Raw genomic sequence first — 20,115 nt, 5'->3', positions numbered from 1 at the left:
TTTCTAGTTCTATGGTGAATATATTCTCCTCAGATTACACTGGAGATCTTACAAGTATCGGCTTTCGCGTGATGACAACAAAAGCAACAAATCCGAATTGACTAAGCGGTTACCTACTAATTAATCAGCTTCAAACCATATTAAGCTTAATGCAGCAAAGCGAGGAGGATGTATTGCTCCATCATCCGGTCGACCTGGGAGTGGGCGTAGGCAGTGCTGTATGCGGTGGCGGTCACGACGATGACCCACGGCTGATCCTTGAACACGAAGATCTTGTTGCCGCCGTTGCCCGTGGCATAGTACGTCTCGTAGGCCTTGCCATTCACCCGGTATGTCTTGTTCCAGAACAGGTAGCCGTAGTACTCGTTCGGTCGGCCGGGGATGGCTTTGTGGCGGGTCAACGTCTTGTCGACCCAGGCCTTGGGTACCAGTTGTCGGCCCTGCCAGCGACCGCCGTTCTGGTAGAGCTGCCCGTATTTGGCCAGATCCAGCGCGTTCATTCGGATGCCGCCCGCCAGGCTAACGGTCTGCTGCGGCGTGTAGGGCCACCGATACCGCCGAATCCTCAACGGGCCAAACAGTTGCTGCCCGGCGTAGCGCTCCAGCCCGCCCGGCACCACCTTGTGCAGCACGTCGCCCAGCAGCACCACGCCCGCCGTGAAGTAATGCCACGTGCCCTTGTATTTCGCCGTGTCGATCGGGAGGTTCAGCGTAAAGTCGACCCAGTTGGGCGTGGGGTACATGTTTTCCTCGTTGCCGGGCGAGTCGTTGTCGTCGTCGTTGCCGTCGAACGCCGAACTCATCGTCAGCAGTTCGCGAAGGGTGGTCTGGGCTTTTCTAGGTACGTTGTTCGCTACCACGCGCAGGTCGTAGAAGGCCGACAGGGGCTGGGTTTCGCTCGTCAGATGCCCGTCCCGGATGGCCATGCCCGTCAGCGTCGAGGCCAGCGACTTACCCACCGAGCGCACGTCGTGCAGCGAATCGCGGGTCGCGCCGTTGCCATATTCCTCGATCAGCAGCTTGCCCTTATGCAGCACCACCACGCTCGTAATGTGCTTAAACACTGCCGCGTCGATCATCCCTTTCAGCGTCTTGATCTTGTCCCGGTCAAACCGCTCGGTCGACACCGGCAGTCCCGGATAAGGCTTGGGTACGTTGAGCCGGATGGTGCGTAGGTCGATCACCGGCTTGCGGTTGACGAGCAGTTTCAGTTCGCCGCTTGCCAGCAGCCCGCCAACGATCGGGTTGGTCGGGCCGAGGTACGGACGGATGTCGAGCCGGAACCGGTGCGGGCCTTCGGTCAAGGCGGCATCTCCGCCGTTGTTCATAAACCGGTTCCAGGCCGATTGGCTCCACCACGCACCCTCTTTCTGGTTGTCGATCAGCGGCTTGCTGATGATCGTTTCCGTGTTTTTGACCTGTGCATAGGGCGCGCCGGGATGCAGGTTGCTCTGATACACGAGCCGGTCGTCGACAAAGAAATTGAATTGATAGCCGCCTGTTTTCGTGAGTACGTCGGCGGGCAGATCGGGGGCGAGCTGATGCAGGTAATTCGTGAGCGAGTTGCCCATAAACGCTGTCATGAACAGGTTGCTGCGGTTGGTAAGCGTATACGTACCCAGACAAGCCGTATCGGTCAGGTCGGCAGCGGGGATAGCCCGGTCCGTGAAGCGGATGCGCCCCACATTGGCCCCATGCAGCGGCGAAGTTATGCCCTGCGTCGGCACCAGATCGGGCGCTTGACCGAAGAGGTGACTGGTGACGAAAAGAAGGATAAACCGGAGTGAGCCAGGTACGTTCATCGGGCGACCGTTAAGGTGAGCCGAAAGCTAACCCGCTTTACGCCTTGCGGGGCCGAAATGGGATAAACCGCCTCAGTTATGGGTTGAAAGCGCCGTTTTTTGTCATCCCTCCTGACGGCTACGCGCCCCGGTCGGGATGACAAAAAAGCCCTTACTCGGCCCGTAGGCTCGTTACGGGGTTCATCAGGGCGGCTTTGATGGGTTGCCAGCAGGCGCTCCTTATTGCTGTAAACCCGTCGGGAATTAGCTTGGGGTTAGTTGCGTTTTAACGTAGGTTTGATCTAAATCCGACGGGTATGCAAACGCAAAAACTCAGCTCGCTTCAACTGGAATTGCTCAAAGTGTATTCATTTGAGCCCACTGACGATGACCTCCTGGCCGTACGCCAATTACTAGCGACATTCTTTTCGGAGAAATTGGTCAACAAAGTACGTCAGGCCGTAGAAGAGCGTACGATCAGTGAGGCAGACCTTGATCGATGGCTGAATGAATAAGCTGCGTCTGCTTTTAGATACCAATGTGTTCCTGGTTTCGCTGGCACCGCAGTACAAATACCACTGGGTGTATGAATGCCTTATCCAGGGCAAGTTTGAACTGGCGCTATCGAACGAAATACTAACCGAATATAGGGAGCAGGTAGCCATACGCTACGGCATAGACCGTACCGATGCGTCGCTCGACTACCTGCTCCTGCTGCCCAACGTCACGCTCATAAACCCGTCCTTTTTATGGCAATTGGTTGAGCAGGACAAAGATGCCCGACCCGTCGGACCGTAACAAGTTTGTGGACTGTTACTTTGCTAGTCAGGCGGATCATATCATCAGCAATGACCGGCACCTGCGCAATCTGATAACGAACGAATTTCCGCCGCTGTCTGTGCTTTCCTACGAGGACTTCGAACGACAATACAAGCCCTTACTCGGCTCGTAGGCTCGTTACGGGGTTCATCAGAGCGGCTTTGATGGTCTGGAAACTGACGGTCAGCAGGGCGATGAGCAGCACCAGCACAAAGGGCAGGATAAACAGCCAGCCGTTGAGGTCGGCGCGGAAGGCGTAGCTCTGTCGCCAGTTGTAGATGGCCAGCCACGCCAGCGGGGTCGCGACCACGAACGAAATACCCACCAGCACGGCAAATTCGCGGTAGAGCAGTTGCAGTATTTCGCCCACCGACGCACCCAGCGCCTTCCGGATGCCAATCTCTTTGGTGCGTTGCGCCGTAGTGAACGACGCCAGCCCGAACAGCCCCAGACAGGCCACCAGAATCGCCAGGCCCGTGAAGAAGCCAAACACCTGCCCAAACCGCTGGTCGGCGCGGTACTGCTCGGCGAAGTGTTCATCCAGAAAGAAGTACTCGAACGGATTGCCCGGGAAAAACTGGTTCCAGGCCGCCTGCAACGTACCCAGCGTTTTGGCCGCTTCGCCCGGTGCCATTTTCACCGAAAAGAATCCGCGCACGTCGGGAATCAGGCGAAGGATGAGCGGCTCGAACGCTTCCCGCAACGATTGCTGATGGAAATCCTCGACCACGCCCACCAGGGTGTAGGTGTCGCCCCAGAATTCGACCTGCTTGCCAATGGCCTCAGTGGGGTTGGCAAAACCGAGTTGCTTCACGGCCGTTTTGTTGAAAACAAGCGCTCTGGGGTCGGTGCCGAAGTCTTTGGCGAAGTTGCGCCCGGCCAGCAGTTTCATACCGTAGGCGCCGAGGTAATCGTAGTCGACGCCGATGACGCGGTATTGCTTACCCTTGCTTTCGTCGGTGCCCTTCAGCCGGATACCGCCCGCGTTCCAGCCCACCGCCTCGCCGGGAATCGACGTGGAGGCCGTGATGCTACGAATGGACGCCTGCCGAAGCAGTTCGTCTTTAAACGACTTCATCTGACTCATATAGGTAGAGTCGTTATGAACGATGGGCGGGCGAATCACCAGCGTCTGATCGATGTTGAGGCCCAGCGTCTGCTCGCGCATGAACTGAATTTGCCGCGACACCGCCAACGTACCCACCAGCAGAAAGAGCGACGCCCCAAACTGAAACACCACCAGCCCTTTGCGTAGCAGAATGCCCTGCCGCGTGTTGACCATGCGCCCTTTCAGCACCACCACCGGCCGGAAGCCCGACAGCACGAAAGCCGGGTACAGGCCCGAGAAGAACGTACCCACGGTAAATAGCCCCAGCAACGCCAGCCAGAACCGGGCGCTACCCAGCAGCGACAGCGTCAGGTGCTGCCCCGACAGGTTGTTGAACACCGGAATGGTCACCAATACCAGCAGAAACGACAGCACCACGGCCAGCCCGTTGAGCAGCACCGACTCGACCATAAACTGCTTGATGAGCTGACTCCGTTGCGAGCCGATGGCTTTGCGCACGCCCACTTCCCGCGCCCGGTTGATGGCCCGCGCCGTCGCCAGATTCACGTAGTTGACCCAGGCAATGACAACGATGAAGAAAGCAATGCCCAGCAGCAGATACACCGTTTTGCCGTCGCCGTTGGGTTCGGTTTCGCCGATGTAATGCGAATACAGATGAATGTCGCGCAGGGGTTGCAGCGTGTAGATCGCCGCCGAATTGTACTTCTTCAGTTCCGCCCCAACCAGTTTGTTGATCAGCGCCGGGAACTTGGCTTCGAGCGCCTGCGGGTCGGCGTTGGGGCGCAGCAGCAGGTACGTCAGGCAACCGTCCCACGTCCAGGCCTGCTCGGGATTGTTATCCGGCCCCATGTTCTTGACAAACGTAGCGTATGCGCGCAGGATGTCGGGCTTCATGTGGGCGTTGGCCGGAAAGTCGCGGTACACGCCGGTTACCTTCTCGGTCTTCTCCCGGTTGAGCTGCACGGTTCGCCCCAGCGGATTGGCCGCACCAAACAACCGCTTCGCCACGGTTTCCGACAACACAACCGTGTTGGGTTCGGTCAGGGCCGTGCGGGCATCGCCAGCCAGCAGCGGGTACGAAAACGTCGTAAAAAACGCCGGACTGGCGAAGTACACCTTCTCAATCTTCAGTTGCTCGCGCCCCGGTACGTCGGCCACGACCGAGCCCGAACCTACCACTTTCACGTAGGCTTCGATCTCGTTGAAGGCGTCTTTAAACGAATTGCCCACGGCATAGGCCCCCGACACCCACTCGGTGCTGAGCTTCCCGGCGTCGTAGCGGTCCTGCCGCACGCGGTAGATACGCTCACCCTTGTCGTGGAAGTTGTCGAAGCTCAGCTCAAAGGCCACGTATTGCAGGATGAGCAGGCAGGCCGCCATACCAATGGCCAGCCCAACAATGTTGATGGCGGAGAACGCCTTGTGCCGAAGCAGGTTCCGCCAGGCGATTTTGAGGTAGTTTGATAGCATAAGGGTAGAGGGGGAAAAGGGCAGGGGTTGCGGGGATAGCAGGGATGGCGGGGGTGGCAGGGAAATGCGCCCAGGTAACTTGTTCGTGGGCAACCTACCCAGCCGCCCCTGCGATCCCCGCTACCCCCTGCTATCCCCGCCCTACTCGGCTCGTAAACTCTTCACGGGGTCCATCAGGGCGGCTTTGATGCTTTGGAAGCTCACCGTCAGCAGGGCGATGCCGATGGCCAGCAGACCGGCCAGCGCAAACACCCACCACTCGATGTCGATGCGGTACTTGAAATCCTGGAGCCACTGACTCATGGCGTACCAGGCCAGGGGTGACGCAATCAGGATCGACAGCACTACCAGCCGGAGGAAATCTTTCGACAGCAGCGTGATGATGCTCGGCACCGATGCCCCGAGCACCTTCCTGACACCAATTTCCTTGGTGCGTTGCTCGGCGGTGAACATCGCCAGCCCGAACAGCCCCAGACAGGCGATGAAAATGGCCAGGATAGCAAAATAGTTGGCCAGCTTCCCGATCAGGGTTTCGCTCTTGTACTGCTCCTCGAAGCTGTCGTCGGCAAATTTGTAGTCGAACGGATAAGCCGGGTTGTACTTCTTCGCCAGCAACCGCATACTCGCCAGCGCCTTGTCGGTCTGCCCGGGCTGGGTACGTACAATCATCGTGCTGTTATAGGCGGTATCGAGGCGCAGAATGAGCGGTTCGATGGCTACGCGCAACGAGTTGAGGTGGAAGTTTTTCACCAACCCGATGATCTTACCTGGCTTGCTCCAGAACTTCAGGTACTGCCCCACGGGTGTTTTCATGCCCATCCGCCGGGCGGCCTCCTCATTGATGACGTAATTGGTGCTGTCGGTGATGGTATTCCGGTCGAAATCGCGGCCGTCGAGCAGTTTGATTTTCATCGTGTTCAGAAAATCGTAGCTCACCGGCATCTGCGTAAACAGTGTCTTGTCGGCGGGGTCTTTGCCCGTCCACTCCACCGCGATGGTCGAATTACCGATGTCCATCGGGTCGGAGCCCGACGAGCTGACGGCCTGAATGCCGGGGGCCTGTAGCAGTTCATCTTTATACAGCTCGAAGCGTTTCGACAACTCGCCATCAATGGACCCGTACACGACATTCTCGCGGTCGAGGCCCAGGTTTTTCGTGCGGATAAATTCAACCTGCCGACCGGCGATCAACGTACCGATGATCAGCAGCAGCGACAGGGCAAACTGGAACACCACCAGCCCCTGCCGGAACAGCACCGCCCCCGTGTTGAACCGCAACGTACCTTTCAAAATACGGACCGGCTGCAATCCCGACAGGAACAGCGCCGGATAACTACCCGACACGATGCCCGTGAGCAGGGCCAGCCCCAGCAGCGTCAGCCAGTAGAGCGGGTTGCCGTATTCGATCGCGATTTGTTTCTCGGTCAGCCGGTTGAAGGCGGGTAGCAATGCGAGCACCAGCCCCACGGCAAACAGCAGCGCCATACCCGCCGTGAGTACGGCCTCGCCCACAAACTGCCCGATCAGGTACACGCGCTCGGCACCCACCACCTTCCGAATCCCCACTTCCTTGGCGCGTTTGGCCGAGCGGGCCGTGGCCAGGTTCATGAAGTTGATGCAGGCGATCACCAGAATAAAAATGGCGACGATCGTAAACAGCCGGACGTATTCGATGCGGCCGCCGTCGGGTTGGCCGTTGGTGAATTTGGAGTACAGGTACGTGTCTTCAAGTGGAAACAGGAAGGTTTTGATGGTGGTCACCTTCTTGTCGTGCTCGTGTACCATGTTCAGGATTTTCGCATTCACCCGGTCGAGGGAGGCCGAGGGCTGTAACAGCGCAAACGTGCGGATGCCGTTGTTTTCCCACTTGGTCAGCCATTCGTTTTTAGCGATAAACGGGGCCAGAGGCAGCACAAAATCAAACTTGAGCGACGAGGTCATCGGGATGTCGCGCATCACGCCCGTCACTTGCCGGTTTTCGGTATTGTCGACCCGGATCATCCGGCCCAGCACGTCGGTTCGGCCGAAGAATTTCTGCGCTACTTTTTCCGAGATCACGATGCTGCCGGGGCCAACGATCGCGGTTTTTGGGTTGCCATGAAGGAGCGGAAATGAAAACAGCTGAAACAGATCGGGGCTGGCATAGCGGCCTTTTTCCTTGTACCCTTTCTCGCCGACGGTCAGCAGCAGTTCGTTTTCCCAGGTGATGCTGACCGACTTCGCCACCTCGGGCACCTCAGCCGTCAGGGCGGCGGCCATCGGGCCGGGCGTCGCCGAGGTAGTGCTGATTTCGTTGCCCGTCCACTGCTGATTTTCCAGCACCTGATAGAGGTTTGGCCCGTTGGCGTGGAAGCGGTTGATGCTGCGTTCGTCCTGTACCCACAACAGAATGAGCAGGCTACAGGTCATGCCCAGGGCCAGCCCCAGCACGTTGATAAACGAAAAGGTCTTACTCTTGACAATGTTGCGCCAGGCAATCTTGAGGTAATTGCGAAACATAACGTTAAGGGTTGGAGGAAACGACTGACATGTCGACGTGAAGACGATTGAAGGGCGCGGACATTACAAGGATGCGGAAACGAATCCGGACGTTGCGTGGGGGAGCGCGGGGCAGGGGGCGAGAGGGCCATTCCCTAAGCCCCTCGCCCCCTGCCCCGCGCCTATTTCGCTTTACGGACGTAGATGTTGCCGTTCATGTTTTTCATCATCACCTCGGGACCGCCGTTGTTGATCTTTCCGTTGACCCAATCCTCAATCGTGACGCGCTGCATGCCGTTCTGGCTGGAGCGCGCGGTTTTGGGCTGGCTTTTCTCCACGTCAATGTCGAAGTCGGTGAAGATCTCACCCCGGTCCGACTTTAGTTTGACAGTGGCTTTGACCGAGGCCGGGAAGGTTACGTCGACGTTGCCATTGAGCGTTGAAAACGCCATAGGTGTGTTGCTGTTCACCTCCCGAAACGTGGTCTTCAACTGCCCATTGACCGTCTGCGCCACCACCGAACCGGCAATGTTGGTGAGTGTGATCGATCCGTTCACGTTGTTGATTTCCAACTCGCCCGTTACGTTGTCTACCGTAATGTCGCCGTTATTGATCGTGTGCAGTTTCAGTGAACTCCGCTGCGGCACCTTAATCGTCAGGTCGACCGCATGCCGGTGACTGTTAGGATCGATCCGAACGCGGTTATTCGCTTCTTCCGCCGAAATATCAAGCGCGTTACCCGTGTTGATGCGCCGCATACCGCCCGTATTCGTTTGGTTTTCGTTTCGGTTAGCCCGATTCCGGGCTGCGGCCTCAACGACCACGTCTTTGCCCGAATAGCCAACCACATGAATGAACCCGTTGATCGACGACACCTCAATGAAGCCGGGCTTATTTGGATCACTCATCGAAACGACAAGTTGTTCTTTCGTATCGCTCTGCGCGAAGACGGGCACCGCCGCCGAAAGCAACAGAAAAGCAATGATTGTCAGTAGGTTATTCATGATATTCAGGATTGTTTTTTAATGTACACGTTACCGTTGAATGTCTCGAACCGGAGGTTGTTGCCGCCGCCCCCAATGCGGATGGCGGTCGTTTTATCCAGTTTATAGACCGTTTTGTCGCCCCGGTTCTCCTGCGTCTTGGTGACCCGGGCGGGCAGGATTTCCACCTCGGGAAAATCAGTATTGAAGTGGCCCTGAAACGTCTTGAATTGCAGGTCGGCCGCCAGGTTGGCCGGGTAGCTCACCTTGATATCACCGTTGAGTGTGTAGTACGACGACCCTTCGGGCGGGCTGGCGAGGTAATCAGCGATCAGGTTGCCGTTGATGGTGTGGGCGTTGGTGGCCCCCCGCACATTGTTGAGCGTAATACCCCCGTTAACATTGGTGACTTTCAGCCGACCCGCTACGTCGCGCACGCTCACATCGCCCTTGTTGACCGTCGATACCTGTACATTCATGGCCGCCGGCACCGTCACCGTGAAGTCGAGATTGAAATTATACTCGATGCGGCGTTCGTTACGGTGCTGCCAGTTGTTGCGATTGGGTCGCGAATCGAACGGCTCGGCGATGTAGGCCATGATGGTGTCGCCTCGTTGTTCAAACTGGAGCTTGAACTCCTGTTTGCCCGCTTCCAGCACCTTGGGGTCTTTGGCCGTCAGCTTCTTGTCGACCTCGAAACCAACCGTGTTGCCCGACGTACCGGCGACGTGCACGAAGCCCTGAATGTTGTAGATGACCAGTACGCTGGCCGATGCGCTGCCCGTCGGCGTAAACTGACGGCTGATGTGCTCGTTGTGTTCGGTCGATTGCGCTACCGAATGGGTACAAGACAGTACCACCCCCGCCAAAACGGGGAAAATAAAGTGTTTCATGGAAGTAATTGGTTTGGGTTGTAGACCCCACCCGCTGCGGGTGGGGTTTTACGACAATTCTTTAATCGTCTGTTCCAGCTTGCTTTTGACCAGGTCGTTGGTGTTGGGTTGCTGAAGGAGCTGACGCATGGGCTTCAGCGAGCGTTTCTCCTGCAACTTCACCATCACGTCGGCCAGCGCAACCTGCACCAGCGGCGACTCCTGCTTGGTCAGCGACTGCACCAGCCCTTCCCGCACGCGCGGGTCGTGGGCCAGATCGGCCAACGCTTCGAGTGTCACCAGCCGCACGTTCACGTTGGGGTCGTTGTTCAACGTCATCAGCAGGGCATCGATCACATGCCCGTCGACTTCGTTGATTTCTTTCGTATAGCTCACCGCCCGCAGCCGCTCGGTCGCCGAGGGGTTTTCGAGCAACGAGAGCATCATCATCTGGCGCATCTCCTGCACCTGCGCCGAGAGCGTGTCGATCTGCTGCCGGTAGGCCACATCGGGTCGCTGCCGCCCCTGAAACCAGTAGCCCGTCAGGATGCCCACACTCACCAGCAGCAGGCTGTAGGCGAGCCGTGGCAACCAGACCACCGCCGTTTGTTGCCGCCACCAGCTTTTCAGCCTCGCCAACGTACCCGACGGCGCGGTTGGCTGCTCGGCTTCGAACTGCTCGAGCATGGCGTAAAACTGGGTACGTACCTGCGGGCCGGGTTCGGGCACCGTCACGCTGGCCCGGTTGCCCAACTGCTGCCAGATCTGTTGCAGGGCCGCCACCTCCTGCTGGCAGTCGGGGCAGTTGGCCACGTGGGCGTCGAACGAGACCCGGTCAGGAGCCGGAAGTTCGCCGCTCAGCCAGTCGGGCAGCTGGCGTTGCGTGGTTTGGCAGGCTATGTGTTTATCGTTGGTGTTCACTGTTCAGGTACGTCGTTTTTAAGGCATTCAGCGCTCGGTGGACCCGCACTTTCACGGCTCCTTCGGTGGTATCCAGAATCCGGGCAATCTCCTGGTATGTCAACTCCTGGTAGCGGCTTAGTACCAGCACTTCGCGGTGATCGGGACTCAGCCGCCCCAGCGCTTCCTGGAGCAACGCCACCTCCTGCTCCCGTTGCAGCGACTCGTCGGCCAGCGGCCCGCCCCCGATGCGGTCGGCATAGGCGGCCAGGTCGTGGTGCTGCGCCGACCGTTTTTGCTGCTGCGCCGTATCGATCAGCACGTTGCGAGCCAGGTGATACATCCAGCTGCGAAACGAGCCGTCGCCCGTAAACGTGTGGCGGTATTTGAGCATCCGGTAAAACACCGTTTGAACCATATCGTCGCTGGCGTCGGGGTTGTGGCTCATGTGGTAAAGGAATCCGAACAGCTCCCGATGATACCGCTCGAAGAGCAGCCCCATCCTGGCCAGATCGCCCGCCTTTACCTTGAGCATGAGTGCGTTGTCCGTCAGCGAATCCAAGTGTGTAGCAAGCCGTGTTTTAGGAAGTTGACGTGGAAACCGGCGATCCAGCGCGAGGTTACAGAAACGGTGAAAAATTTTCGATTTATTTTTTCGGGGGGGTGAAATTCCCCGTGGCTGCCAAATCTTTTCCACCCTGATTCCCACAAAACAACACCCATGTAAAGTATAAATGGCCCCTTTTAAAATTTCCCTATAGCCAGCCCAATTGGGATCACTCGCCCTATCTTGTTTATCGTATGAAATCGTTACCGCTTTACCTCATCGCCCTGCTTACGCTGTTGAGCGCTCCCATCACCGCTCAGTCGAAAAAGGGCTGGACGTACCTGTTCGACGGAAAATCGACCGAGGCGTTGCGGGGGTACAAAATGACCACCTTCCCCAGCAGTGCCTGGCGCGTTGACGATGGCGCGCTGATGGCGATTCCCAACGTACCCAACATCGATCTGGTGACGAAGCAGCCCTACAAAAATTTCGAGCTAACCTTCGACTGGAAAGTCTCGAAGGCGGGTAACAGCGGCATTTTTTATTACGTCGTGGAAGACGCCGTGAGCGAATCGGGTAACGGAAACAGCCCCAACTGGCTCGACAACTTCGAGATGCAATTGCTCGACGACATCGACTTCAACGACAAAGCGCCCATCCGGTCGGCCGGTTCGCTCTACGACCTGATTATCCCAACCAACAAGCAGTTGAAACCCGTAGGCCAGTATAATCAGGCGCGGCTGATCGTGAACAACAACCACGTGGAGCACTGGCTCAATGGCCGCAAGGTGGTGTCGTACGACATCAACTCCGATGACCTGAACCGGCGGATCGAGCAGAGCAAATACAAAGAGAACCCCAAGTTCGGCAAGTCGACCAACGGGCTGATCATGATTCAGCACCACGGTCAGCAAGTGTGGTTCAAGAATATCCGGGTACGTTCGTTGTAAACGGCAGCATGCGTTCTCATCACTAATCAACAACCTGATGCACAAGTTATTCATCGTCATTACGCTGCTGTTTGCAGGTACGTCGCTACTCGCCCAAAACCGGCCAATCTGGAACGGCAAACAATGCGCCGTATCGCTCACCTACGACGACGCCATTCAGGAACACCTCGACAAAGCCATGCCGGCGCTCGACGCCCTGAACCTGCGGGCAACGTTTTATCTGTCGGGTATCTTTCCGGGTTTTACCAACAACCTCGACCGCTGGCGGGCTGTGGCTAAAACCGGCCATGAACTGGGTAACCACACGATGTTTCACCCCTGCGACGGCAGCGGGCCGGGCCGCTCGTGGGTCAACCCCAACTACGACCTGAGCAAATACACGCTCAAGCGCATGACGGATGAAATCCGGCTCACCAATGCCTTACTATACACCCTCGACGGGCAGAAGAACCGCACCTTTGCCTATCCCTGCGGCGATACCAAGGTGGAGGGCGTCGATTACTACGATTCGGTCAAAGACGCGTTTGTAGGCGCGCGCGGCGTGGCGGGCGAGCACATCAGCGTAGGTACGTTAAACCGGGCCAACGTGGGCTCTTACGTCATCAGCGGGCAGTCGGCCGAGCAAATGATCGAGCTGGTGAAAAAGGCGCAGGCGACGGGTACGTGGGTCGTATTTCTGTTTCATGGCGTCGGCGGTGGGCATTCGCTCAACGTCGATCTGGCCGAACACAACAAGCTGCTGACGTACCTGAAACAGAACGAAGCGACCGTTTGGACGGCACCGTTCCTCAACGTGCTGCAACACGCGAATCAGGCGAGTGCTGCGGGGCAAACAACCAGAAAATGACCAGCAAACTGACGGTACTGGTGGGTCTGTGGCTGGTGGCCGGAACGGTCCTGGCCCAACGGCTCGCCCAACGGGTGGCCCTTCGACTCGATGCCCCCTCGCCCCAAAGCCGATACGCCGCCCAACGCCTGACCGACGCCTTGACAGGGCGCGGGTACGTGGTCGGTACGTCGGCAAAGCAGCCCGCACAGACCATCCGGCTGGCAGCCTACGATCGTCAACTCGGCAGCGAAGCCTATACCATTACGCGGCAGGATAACCAACTGACCATTACAGGCGGCGATGCGCGGGGGCTCATCTATGGCAGCCTGGCCGTGGCCGAAGCGGTACAACAGGGCACACCCTTGCAACAACTGACCGCCCGCAACGAACGGCCGCATCTCCCCTTCCGGGCTATCAAATTTGACCTACCCTGGGATACGTACCGGCACAGCACCGCCCTCGACCTACATTATGCCACCTGCCGCGATACACTCTATTGGCGGGCTTTTCTGGACATGATGGCGACCAACCGCTTCAACGTGCTGAGCCTCTGGAACCTGCATCCGTATCCGTTTATGATCCGGCCGACCAATTTCCCGAAAGCCACGCCGTTTTCCGATGCCGAAATGCGCGAATGGCAAACGCTTTTCCGGTCTATCTTCCGCATGGCGGCTGAGCGGGGCATCGAGACGTACCTGATTCCGTTTAACATCTTTACCAGCCCCGAATTCTCGACCGCCTACAACGTCAACCCCCGGCTGAACAACCTCGACCACAAGCATTTTGTGGATGGCGACACGTCGGCGATCGTGAAGCGCTACACGCGCGAATGCGTCACGCAGGTGTTGCAGGAATACCCCGAACTCACCGGCTTCGGGCTGACGCTGGGCGAAGGCATGGGCGGCATGACCCCGCAACAACGCGAAGACTGGATGACGGCCACCATCATCGAGGGGATGCGGCTATCGGGCCGGAAAACCAAACTGATTCATCGTATCCCCTTCTCGAGCACCACCGGCTCGCTGGGCATCACGAGCGTGGAGACGGAAAAACTCACCCGCCGCTCGCTGGAACGCGAAGGGCAACTCGACTTTATCGACGGACCGGTCTGGGCTGATCTCAAATACAACTGGTCGCACGCCCACTCGACGCCTACGCTGGTGAAAGTGCACGGTGGCAAGCTCTACGACACCTATTTCCAGCCTACGCCGTCGGCCTACAAAATCACCTGGACGGCCCGCAACGAAGATTTTTTCTGCCTGCGCTGGGGCGTACCCGACTTCGTGCGGGCGCACATCGCCACCAATAATCAGGCGTACATGGGTGGCTATATGCTGGGCTCGGAAACATACATCCCGGCGGAAGATTACTTCACCAAATCCGGCAGCCCCGTCGACTGGCGCTACGCCTTCGAGCGGCAATGGCTGTTTTACCAACTCTGGGGCCGGTTGCTCTACAACCCCAATACGCCCGACGCGGTGTTCCGCAACGAGTTTGTGCGGCGGTACGGAAAAAGCGCCGAACCGCTGCTAACGGCCTACGCGCTGGCCTCGTCGACCCCGCTCCGGCTGGCCTCGGCTTTTGACTTTACCTGGGATTTTTCGCTGTACAGCGAAGGCATGATGGCCCACGATTCGGCCAAAAATGTCTCATATATCTCCGTCAACCAGCACATCACCCAGCCCACGCTCGATCCGAATTACGTGTCGGTGCGCGATTATGTGGCTGGCGTAGCAGCCGGTACGTCGTTCAAGCCAACGCAGGTCACGCCCCTGCAACTGGCCGATCAGCTCGAAGCCGATTGCCGCAAAGCCCTGGCGCTGGTCGCGCCAATTCGGACAGCGGGCAATCGGTCGCTTACCTACGAGGTGGCCGACGTACGTACCTGGGCGAACCTGGGCCTGCATCTGGCGGCCAAGCTGCGTGGTGCCGTGGCCTTGCACACGTACCGCACCGGCGGCAACGAGGCGCAGAAAACGGCGGCAGTGCGACAGCTGGAACAGGCGCTGCGCTACTGGGACGAGGTCGTCGCGATCACCCGCCCGCTGTATAACGACATGCCGCTGGTGCACCTGAGCGAGCAAAAGGGACGTACCCCGGCGCAGAACGATCAGCTTCGATTTCACTGGGCGCTGCTTCGCCCCGCCGTTGCCGCCGATGTCGAGCTGGCGAAGCAGGCCCGATCGGCACCTTAACAACTACCAAGATAGCACCTTTATTTATTGCTGTTCATTTAGACAATCGTGGTCTTTACTTTATGAATTACGTTACGTCGTCTACGCTAGTTTCTGCCGTCAGGCTGATTGGTTTTTTGTTGATTCTGGCGCTACAGGCTGAGCCATCGTTTGCACAAACCGTAGCGAATGGCGAAAAGCTATTTGAAGCCAACTGCGCCAGTTGCCATAATTTTAAACAGGACGGCATTGGTCCTCAGTTGGGTGGCTTAAAAGGCGTCGTTGATCCGCAGTATCTGGACCAATTCATCAAAAGCCCCAAAGCCATGATCGACAGCCGCGTGGCGCGGGCGTATGATAAGTTCCGGAAGTTCCGCACGGTCATGCCCAATTTCAACCATCTGGAGCAGCGGGAAATCGATCAGCTAGTCGCCTATATTCTCAAACAACCCGCCCCGTCGGCCAGCAATTCGGCGCAAAAAAATGCCGTCGAAAACCCGGTTGTCCCGGCAATCAGCCAGTCGGGTGTTGTGCTGAAGCTGGAAAAGATCATTCAGTTTCCGGCCACCCGAAAAACAGACCCGCTTACCCGTGTCAATAAAGTGGGGGTTCACCCGATTACGAAAGAGACGCTGGTTGCCGATTTACAGGGCCAACTCTATATCCTGAATAGCCAGGACCCAAACCGGTATCAAGCAGATGTGTATTTCGATGCAACCGTGCAGTTCCCCAACTTCGTCAATGAACCGGGGTTGGCGACGGGGCTCGGCAGTTTCGCGTTTCACCCCGACTTTGCCAGGAATGGCCTTTTCTACACTACCCATACCGAGCCGAACAACGCCGCCAAAGCCGATTTCGCCTATGCCGATAGCATTCCCGTCAAACTGCAATGGGTGATCGACGAATGGACGGCCGATAAACCCGCGGCCCGGGTCCTGACGGGCAAACGGCGGGAGGTGCTTCGGGTAAACGTGGTCAGTCCAATCCACGGGATGCAGGAAATCGCCTTCAATCCCTACGCCCGGCCAACCGATGCGGATTATGGCCTGCTGTACATCGGTATTGGCGACGGCGGTGCGGTTGAGCAGGGCTACCCGTTTATTCCCCGTGATAAAAACCACGTCTGGGGCAAAGTGCTGCGCATAGACCCCACCGGCCGCAACAGCCGCAACGGGCAATATGGCATTCCGCCAACAAACCCGTTTGTCGGCAAGGACGGCCTGGATGAAGTGTATGCGAGCGGCTTCCGAAACCCAAATCGGATTTCGTGGACGAAAGACGGAAAGATGCTCGTTTCCAACATTGGTCAGCGGCAGTTAGAGTCGCTGTATTGGGTCAAGCGGGGCAAAAACTACGGCTGGCCCGACCGCGAAGGCACCTTCGCCATTGAGTCGATGACCAACATCAATGTCGTGTCCCGCTTGCCAACCGACGACGCGAAATACGGCTATTCATACCCGGTGGCGCAATTCGATCACGACGAAGGCAACGCCATTATGGGCGGTTTCGCGTACATAGGGAGTCAGGTACCGGCCTTAAAAGGCAAATACGTCTTTGGTGAAGTGGTGAGGGGGCGCGTTTTCTATATAAACCTCAGCGAGATCAGTGAAGGAAAACAGGCCACCATTCACGAGCTGGCCCTCTCCCTCGACGGTAAGCCGACGACCCTGAAAGCGTTGACCAACGTCAACAAAGTCGATTTCAGGATTGGACAGGATGCGCAGGGCGAGCTGTATGTACTGACCAAGTCCGACGGGATGATGTATAAACTCGTCCGCTAGACCCGGCTCGCCACGGCTCCGCTGGCTAAGGGTAAAGAATTTACCAGTTTGCGCCTCCATCGGCTGACAAAGGCGGTCTACAAACGGTTAACTCCCAAACAGCATCCACCGCTAGCCTGTATGGCCTTCACGTTCCTGACCGCCGAATGGCGCAACCTTATTTTTGCCAACTACGCCATCGACCGCCGGGTGCTCGAACCCTTTATTCCCTACGGCACCGAACTCGACGAGTTCAACGGGGTTTGCTACGGCAGCCTGGTTGGTTTTTATTTCCAGAACGTGAAGATGCTGGGAAAAGTCGCCGTGCCGTTTCACCGTGAGTTCGAAGAGTTTAACCTGCGTTTTTGCGTGCGCCGCCGAACCGACACCGGCTGGAAACGGGGCGTGGTATTCGTGAAAGAGCTTGTTCCCAAGCTGGCGATTACGCTGGTGGCCAACACGCTCTACGGAGAACCCTACGCCACTCACCCCATGCGCCACAGTTGGCAAACCGACGGCGACCGGCAGACGATCAGCTACGAATGGAAAGTGGGCCCCAACTGGAATCATATCCGCGTGCAGGCCGACCGGACCGGGCATCCGCTCGCGCCGGGTAGCAATGAGGAGTTCATCACCGAGCATTACTGGGGCTATACCAAACGGTCGTCGCTGACGGGTTCGGGGGGGCGCACGTCGGAGTATGAGGTGGTGCACCCCAGCTGGCTCATCTACCCCGTGCATGACTTCTCGGTGCGCTGCGATGTGGCCACACTCTACGGCCCGCAGTTCGCCCCCTTTTTCGACGGGCCGCCCCAATCCGTTTTCCTGGCCGATGGTTCTGCCGTAGCCATTCAATCAGGGGCCACCATCCGGCAAGGCCTAACCCGTTGAACAACGTACCTGATCAACTAACCGACCCGATTCTACCTTTTTATCTATGAACCAATCTTCAGCAGAACACAGCATTTTGGCACTCTTCCGGCTGCACGGTCAAACGGCACTGGTAACGGGTGGTAACCGGGGCCTTGGGCTGGCTGTGGCGCAGGGGCTGGCCGAAGCCGGAGCCAACATTGTCATTGCCTCCCGCGATGAAGCCACCAACCAGCAGGCGGAGGAAACGCTCCGGTCGCGCTACGGCATCGAGTGTATAAGCACGGTTTGCGATGTGACAGACGAACAAAGCGTCAGCAACGCTGTGGCCCGGGCTGTCGACCGGTTTGGCAAGATTGATATACTGGTCAACTCGGCGGGTATCAACATCCGGGGGGCTATCGAGACGCTGTCGCTCGATGACTTCACCAAGGTGCAGCAGGTGAACGTAACGGGCACTTGGCTGGCCTGCCGCGCGGTGGTGCCGGTGATGAAAGAACACGGTTACGGCCGGATCATCAACATGGGCTCGATGCTGGCGCTGACGGCCATGCCCGACCGGACCCCCTACGCCACCAGCAAAGGAGCGATTCTGCAACTGACCCGCGCACTGGCCCTGGAAGTAGCCAAAGAAGGCATTACGGTCAACGCCATCTTGCCCGGCCCGTTTGCAACCGAGATCAACCTCCCGCTGCTGGACGACCCCGAAAAGTACCAGGCGTTCGTCGCCAAAATTCCGCTGGGGCGCTGGGGCGAACTCCACGAGATCAGCGGCATGGCGCTGTATCTGGCCAGTCGGGCGTCCAGTTACGTCACCGGCGCCTGCTTCTCCGTCGATGGCGGCTGGGTCGCGCAGTAGGGACCCCACCCCAACCCTCCCCTTGAAATAAGGGGAGGGGGTCTTCAGTGTTAATGTTATCAGCCCAATTCACGTTGGAGGTATGCTTATTCCCGATGAGTTCGGCTTGCCAATCTCCCTCCCCTCGGCAAGGGGAAGGCCGGGGTGGGGTGAAAGGCACGGCACTACCCCCACAACTCTACCCCGCACCTTAAAACCGTTAACCGTTCACATATTTCCGCCAGTTATGTTGCTCCTTGAAACCGAGCACATCGCGGATTTTGCGGTTCGAGAATAAGGCCTCGTGCTCGCCCAGTTCGCGCGTAATGGGCACACCGGGGAAGAACCGTTCGGCCAGTTCTTTGGTGGGGATAATGGCCCCATTGTGGTCGTTACCCGCATTGAACACCTGATAGCCCAGCCCGTCTTTTTGCAAACACAAGTCCACAATCTGCCCCAGGTCACGCGCATCGATGTAGCAGAACGCATTCCGGCGGCGCACTTCCGGGTGCTCGAAATAATACGGGAACAGCTCGGCGTATTCGTGCGGTTCGATCACATTGCCGATCCTGAGAGCGTAAATATCAAAGCCCGACCGGCGCTGGAAGGCGCGGGCCGTTTTTTCGTTGACCACCTTCGATAAGCCGTAGCTATCCATCGGGTCAACGTCGTAGTCTTCGTCCAGCGGCAGGGATTTGGGGTCGGTCGGGCCATCCGAGAAACAGATGCCGTAGGTCGTCTCCGACGAAGCGATAATAATCTTCCGAATACCGAGCTTGACCGCCGCTTCGATCACATTATACGTACCCACGGCGTTGACCCGGAACGTTTCATTGTCCGGTTTGATCAGGATGCGGGGTATGGCCGCGAAATGCACGACCGCATCAAACTTGGGGACGCCGTGGCCGGGTTCCAGCTCGGCCAGACTGGTGTATGACGTCATGGCGTTGAAGATCTGCCCCGAATCGGTAATGTCGGCGATCAGGTTATCGACACCAGGATGGTTGAGCGGCGTCAGGTCGATGTTCAGCACTTGGTGGCCCTGTTCGAGCAGATAGGGAATGACGTGCTTGCCCGCTTTGCCCGATCCGCCTGTAAAAAGTAGTCGCATGTTGGTTAAAGGACTTATTGCCCCCTCAAGGTAAACACGCTGCCGGTGATTCTGTTGCCGGGCAGCGTGTTTGAACTGGTTGGCTGGATATAGCGATCAACCACGTTAGCACGAACAGCAAACATGAGTAGCCCCGCAGCTAGCTTGGCCCGGCTACCCATCTGAGCGCAAATCAGCCCCTACTGCCGGACAAATGCTGTCCACTTTCGGACAGGCAACGTACCTAGCCAACCGCCAAAACAACTCAAAAAGGCCATTTTTCGGCTTTGGCATTGGGTTTGTTTTACAGAATTACAACTAATCAATTCATTCCTTAATCTGGTATGCGACGGGCCTTTCTGGGAGAATTTGAAGAAGTCGTTTTGCTGGTGGTGGCGGCCTGCCCCACCGATGCTTACGGCGTCAACGTGTGGGAAGATGTGCAGCAGCAAACCGGCCGCGCCATCACTATGAGTGCCGTACACACCACGCTCTATCGGCTCGAAGAGAAAGGCTATCTGTCGTCGGTGCTGGGCGGGGCTACGGCCGAGCGCGGTGGTCGGCGGAAACGGTTTTTCGCGCTCACGCCGACCGCCGTGCGGGCCTTGCAGGACATTCAGGCCGTGCGCGACCGGCTCTGGCAGGCCATTCCGCCCACCAAGCTCCAACTTATTCTTGGCTAACG

The 20,115-nt window shown here is 57.8% G+C and carries 17 protein-coding genes; 9 read left to right on the top strand and 8 right to left on the bottom strand.

The genetic code is table 11. The annotated features are described in order from the left end of the window. Window positions 1-146: 146 nt before the first annotated feature. Entirely contained in the window at window positions 147-1,802 is a 1,656-nt protein-coding gene (locus ACAW74_RS20235; RefSeq protein ID WP_370700044.1) for a serine hydrolase domain-containing protein, read from the bottom strand. A gap of 296 nt (window positions 1,803-2,098) precedes the next feature. On the opposite strand from ACAW74_RS20235, the gene ACAW74_RS20230 reads away from it, so the two are divergent. Next, on the top strand, window positions 2,099-2,296 hold the full coding sequence (locus tag ACAW74_RS20230) for a DUF8507 family protein (protein ID WP_370700043.1): 198 nt from the start codon (window positions 2,099-2,101) through the stop codon (window positions 2,294-2,296). Further along, entirely contained in the window at window positions 2,289-2,579 is a 291-nt protein-coding gene (locus ACAW74_RS20225; RefSeq protein ID WP_370700042.1) for a PIN domain-containing protein, read from the top strand. Before ACAW74_RS20230 ends, ACAW74_RS20225 begins: the two co-directional genes overlap by 8 nt. 139 nt (window positions 2,580-2,718) lie before the next feature. On the opposite strand, the gene ACAW74_RS20220 is transcribed toward ACAW74_RS20225, so the two are convergent. The 6 genes from ACAW74_RS20220 to ACAW74_RS20195 all read right to left on the bottom strand — a co-directional run bounded on the left by ACAW74_RS20220 (window position 2,719) and on the right by ACAW74_RS20195 (window position 10,907). After that, window positions 2,719-5,139, bottom strand: a complete 2,421-nt coding sequence (locus ACAW74_RS20220) for an ABC transporter permease (protein ID WP_370700041.1) — start codon at window positions 5,137-5,139, stop codon at window positions 2,719-2,721. Between the two features lie 141 nt (window positions 5,140-5,280). Further along, window positions 5,281-7,638 (bottom strand): ABC transporter permease, encoded by a 2,358-nt coding sequence (locus ACAW74_RS20215; RefSeq protein ID WP_370700040.1) that lies wholly within the window; start codon window positions 7,636-7,638, stop codon window positions 5,281-5,283. Between the two features lie 161 nt (window positions 7,639-7,799). Further along, entirely contained in the window at window positions 7,800-8,621 is an 822-nt protein-coding gene (locus ACAW74_RS20210; RefSeq protein WP_370700039.1) for a DUF4097 family beta strand repeat-containing protein, read from the bottom strand. Between the two features lie 5 nt (window positions 8,622-8,626). Then, the gene (locus ACAW74_RS20205) at window positions 8,627-9,493 is read right to left on the bottom strand and encodes a DUF4097 family beta strand repeat-containing protein (protein WP_370700038.1); all 867 of its coding nucleotides are present in this window, start codon (window positions 9,491-9,493) and stop codon (window positions 8,627-8,629) included. Window positions 9,494-9,541: 48 nt separating this feature from the next. Then, on the bottom strand, window positions 9,542-10,393 hold the full coding sequence (locus tag ACAW74_RS20200) for a zf-HC2 domain-containing protein (RefSeq protein WP_370700037.1): 852 nt from the start codon (window positions 10,391-10,393) through the stop codon (window positions 9,542-9,544). Beyond that, window positions 10,377-10,907 carry an RNA polymerase sigma factor gene (locus ACAW74_RS20195; RefSeq protein WP_370700391.1) on the bottom strand — a complete coding sequence of 177 codons (531 nt, stop codon included), beginning with the start codon at window positions 10,905-10,907 and terminating at the stop codon, window positions 10,377-10,379. Before ACAW74_RS20195 ends, ACAW74_RS20200 begins: the two co-directional genes overlap by 17 nt. 266 nt (window positions 10,908-11,173) lie before the next feature. Between ACAW74_RS20195 and ACAW74_RS20190 the strand changes: the two genes are divergently transcribed. The 6 genes from ACAW74_RS20190 (at window position 11,174) to ACAW74_RS20165 (ending at window position 18,361) form a co-directional block, all read left to right on the top strand. Beyond that, window positions 11,174-11,869, top strand: coding sequence for a 3-keto-disaccharide hydrolase (locus ACAW74_RS20190; RefSeq protein ID WP_370700036.1), 696 nt, complete (start codon window positions 11,174-11,176; stop codon window positions 11,867-11,869). Between the two features lie 37 nt (window positions 11,870-11,906). Further along, window positions 11,907-12,716, top strand: coding sequence for a polysaccharide deacetylase family protein (locus ACAW74_RS20185; RefSeq protein WP_370700035.1), 810 nt, complete (start codon window positions 11,907-11,909; stop codon window positions 12,714-12,716). After that, window positions 12,713-14,893 carry a glycoside hydrolase family 20 zincin-like fold domain-containing protein gene (locus ACAW74_RS20180; protein ID WP_370700034.1) on the top strand — a complete coding sequence of 727 codons (2,181 nt, stop codon included), beginning with the start codon at window positions 12,713-12,715 and terminating at the stop codon, window positions 14,891-14,893. The genes ACAW74_RS20185 and ACAW74_RS20180 overlap by 4 nt, the downstream gene beginning before the upstream one ends. A gap of 62 nt (window positions 14,894-14,955) precedes the next feature. Next, window positions 14,956-16,653 carry a PQQ-dependent sugar dehydrogenase gene (locus ACAW74_RS20175; protein WP_370700033.1) on the top strand — a complete coding sequence of 566 codons (1,698 nt, stop codon included), beginning with the start codon at window positions 14,956-14,958 and terminating at the stop codon, window positions 16,651-16,653. A gap of 120 nt (window positions 16,654-16,773) precedes the next feature. After that, on the top strand, window positions 16,774-17,523 hold the full coding sequence (locus ACAW74_RS20170; RefSeq protein WP_370700032.1) for a YqjF family protein: 750 nt from the start codon (window positions 16,774-16,776) through the stop codon (window positions 17,521-17,523). Between the two features lie 46 nt (window positions 17,524-17,569). After that, a complete protein-coding gene (locus ACAW74_RS20165; RefSeq protein WP_370700031.1) occupies window positions 17,570-18,361 on the top strand; it encodes an SDR family NAD(P)-dependent oxidoreductase in 792 nt (263 codons plus the stop codon). A gap of 199 nt (window positions 18,362-18,560) precedes the next feature. Here ACAW74_RS20165 and ACAW74_RS20160 read toward each other — a convergent pair whose 3' ends face one another. Then, a complete protein-coding gene (locus ACAW74_RS20160) occupies window positions 18,561-19,451 on the bottom strand; it encodes an NAD-dependent epimerase/dehydratase family protein (RefSeq protein ID WP_370700030.1) in 891 nt (296 codons plus the stop codon). A gap of 323 nt (window positions 19,452-19,774) precedes the next feature. Here ACAW74_RS20160 and ACAW74_RS20155 point away from each other — a divergent pair, with 323 nt between their 5' ends. Next, window positions 19,775-20,113 (top strand): PadR family transcriptional regulator, encoded by a 339-nt coding sequence (locus ACAW74_RS20155; RefSeq protein ID WP_370700029.1) that lies wholly within the window; start codon window positions 19,775-19,777, stop codon window positions 20,111-20,113. The last annotated feature ends 2 nt before the right edge of the window (window positions 20,114-20,115 follow it).

It is taken from the genome of Fibrella musci, assembly GCF_041321105.1.
Classification (GTDB): domain Bacteria; phylum Bacteroidota; class Bacteroidia; order Cytophagales; family Spirosomataceae; genus Fibrella; species Fibrella musci.
The sequence above is the reverse complement of the archived record's forward strand: the minus strand, read 5'-3'. Positions and strand labels throughout refer to the sequence as shown.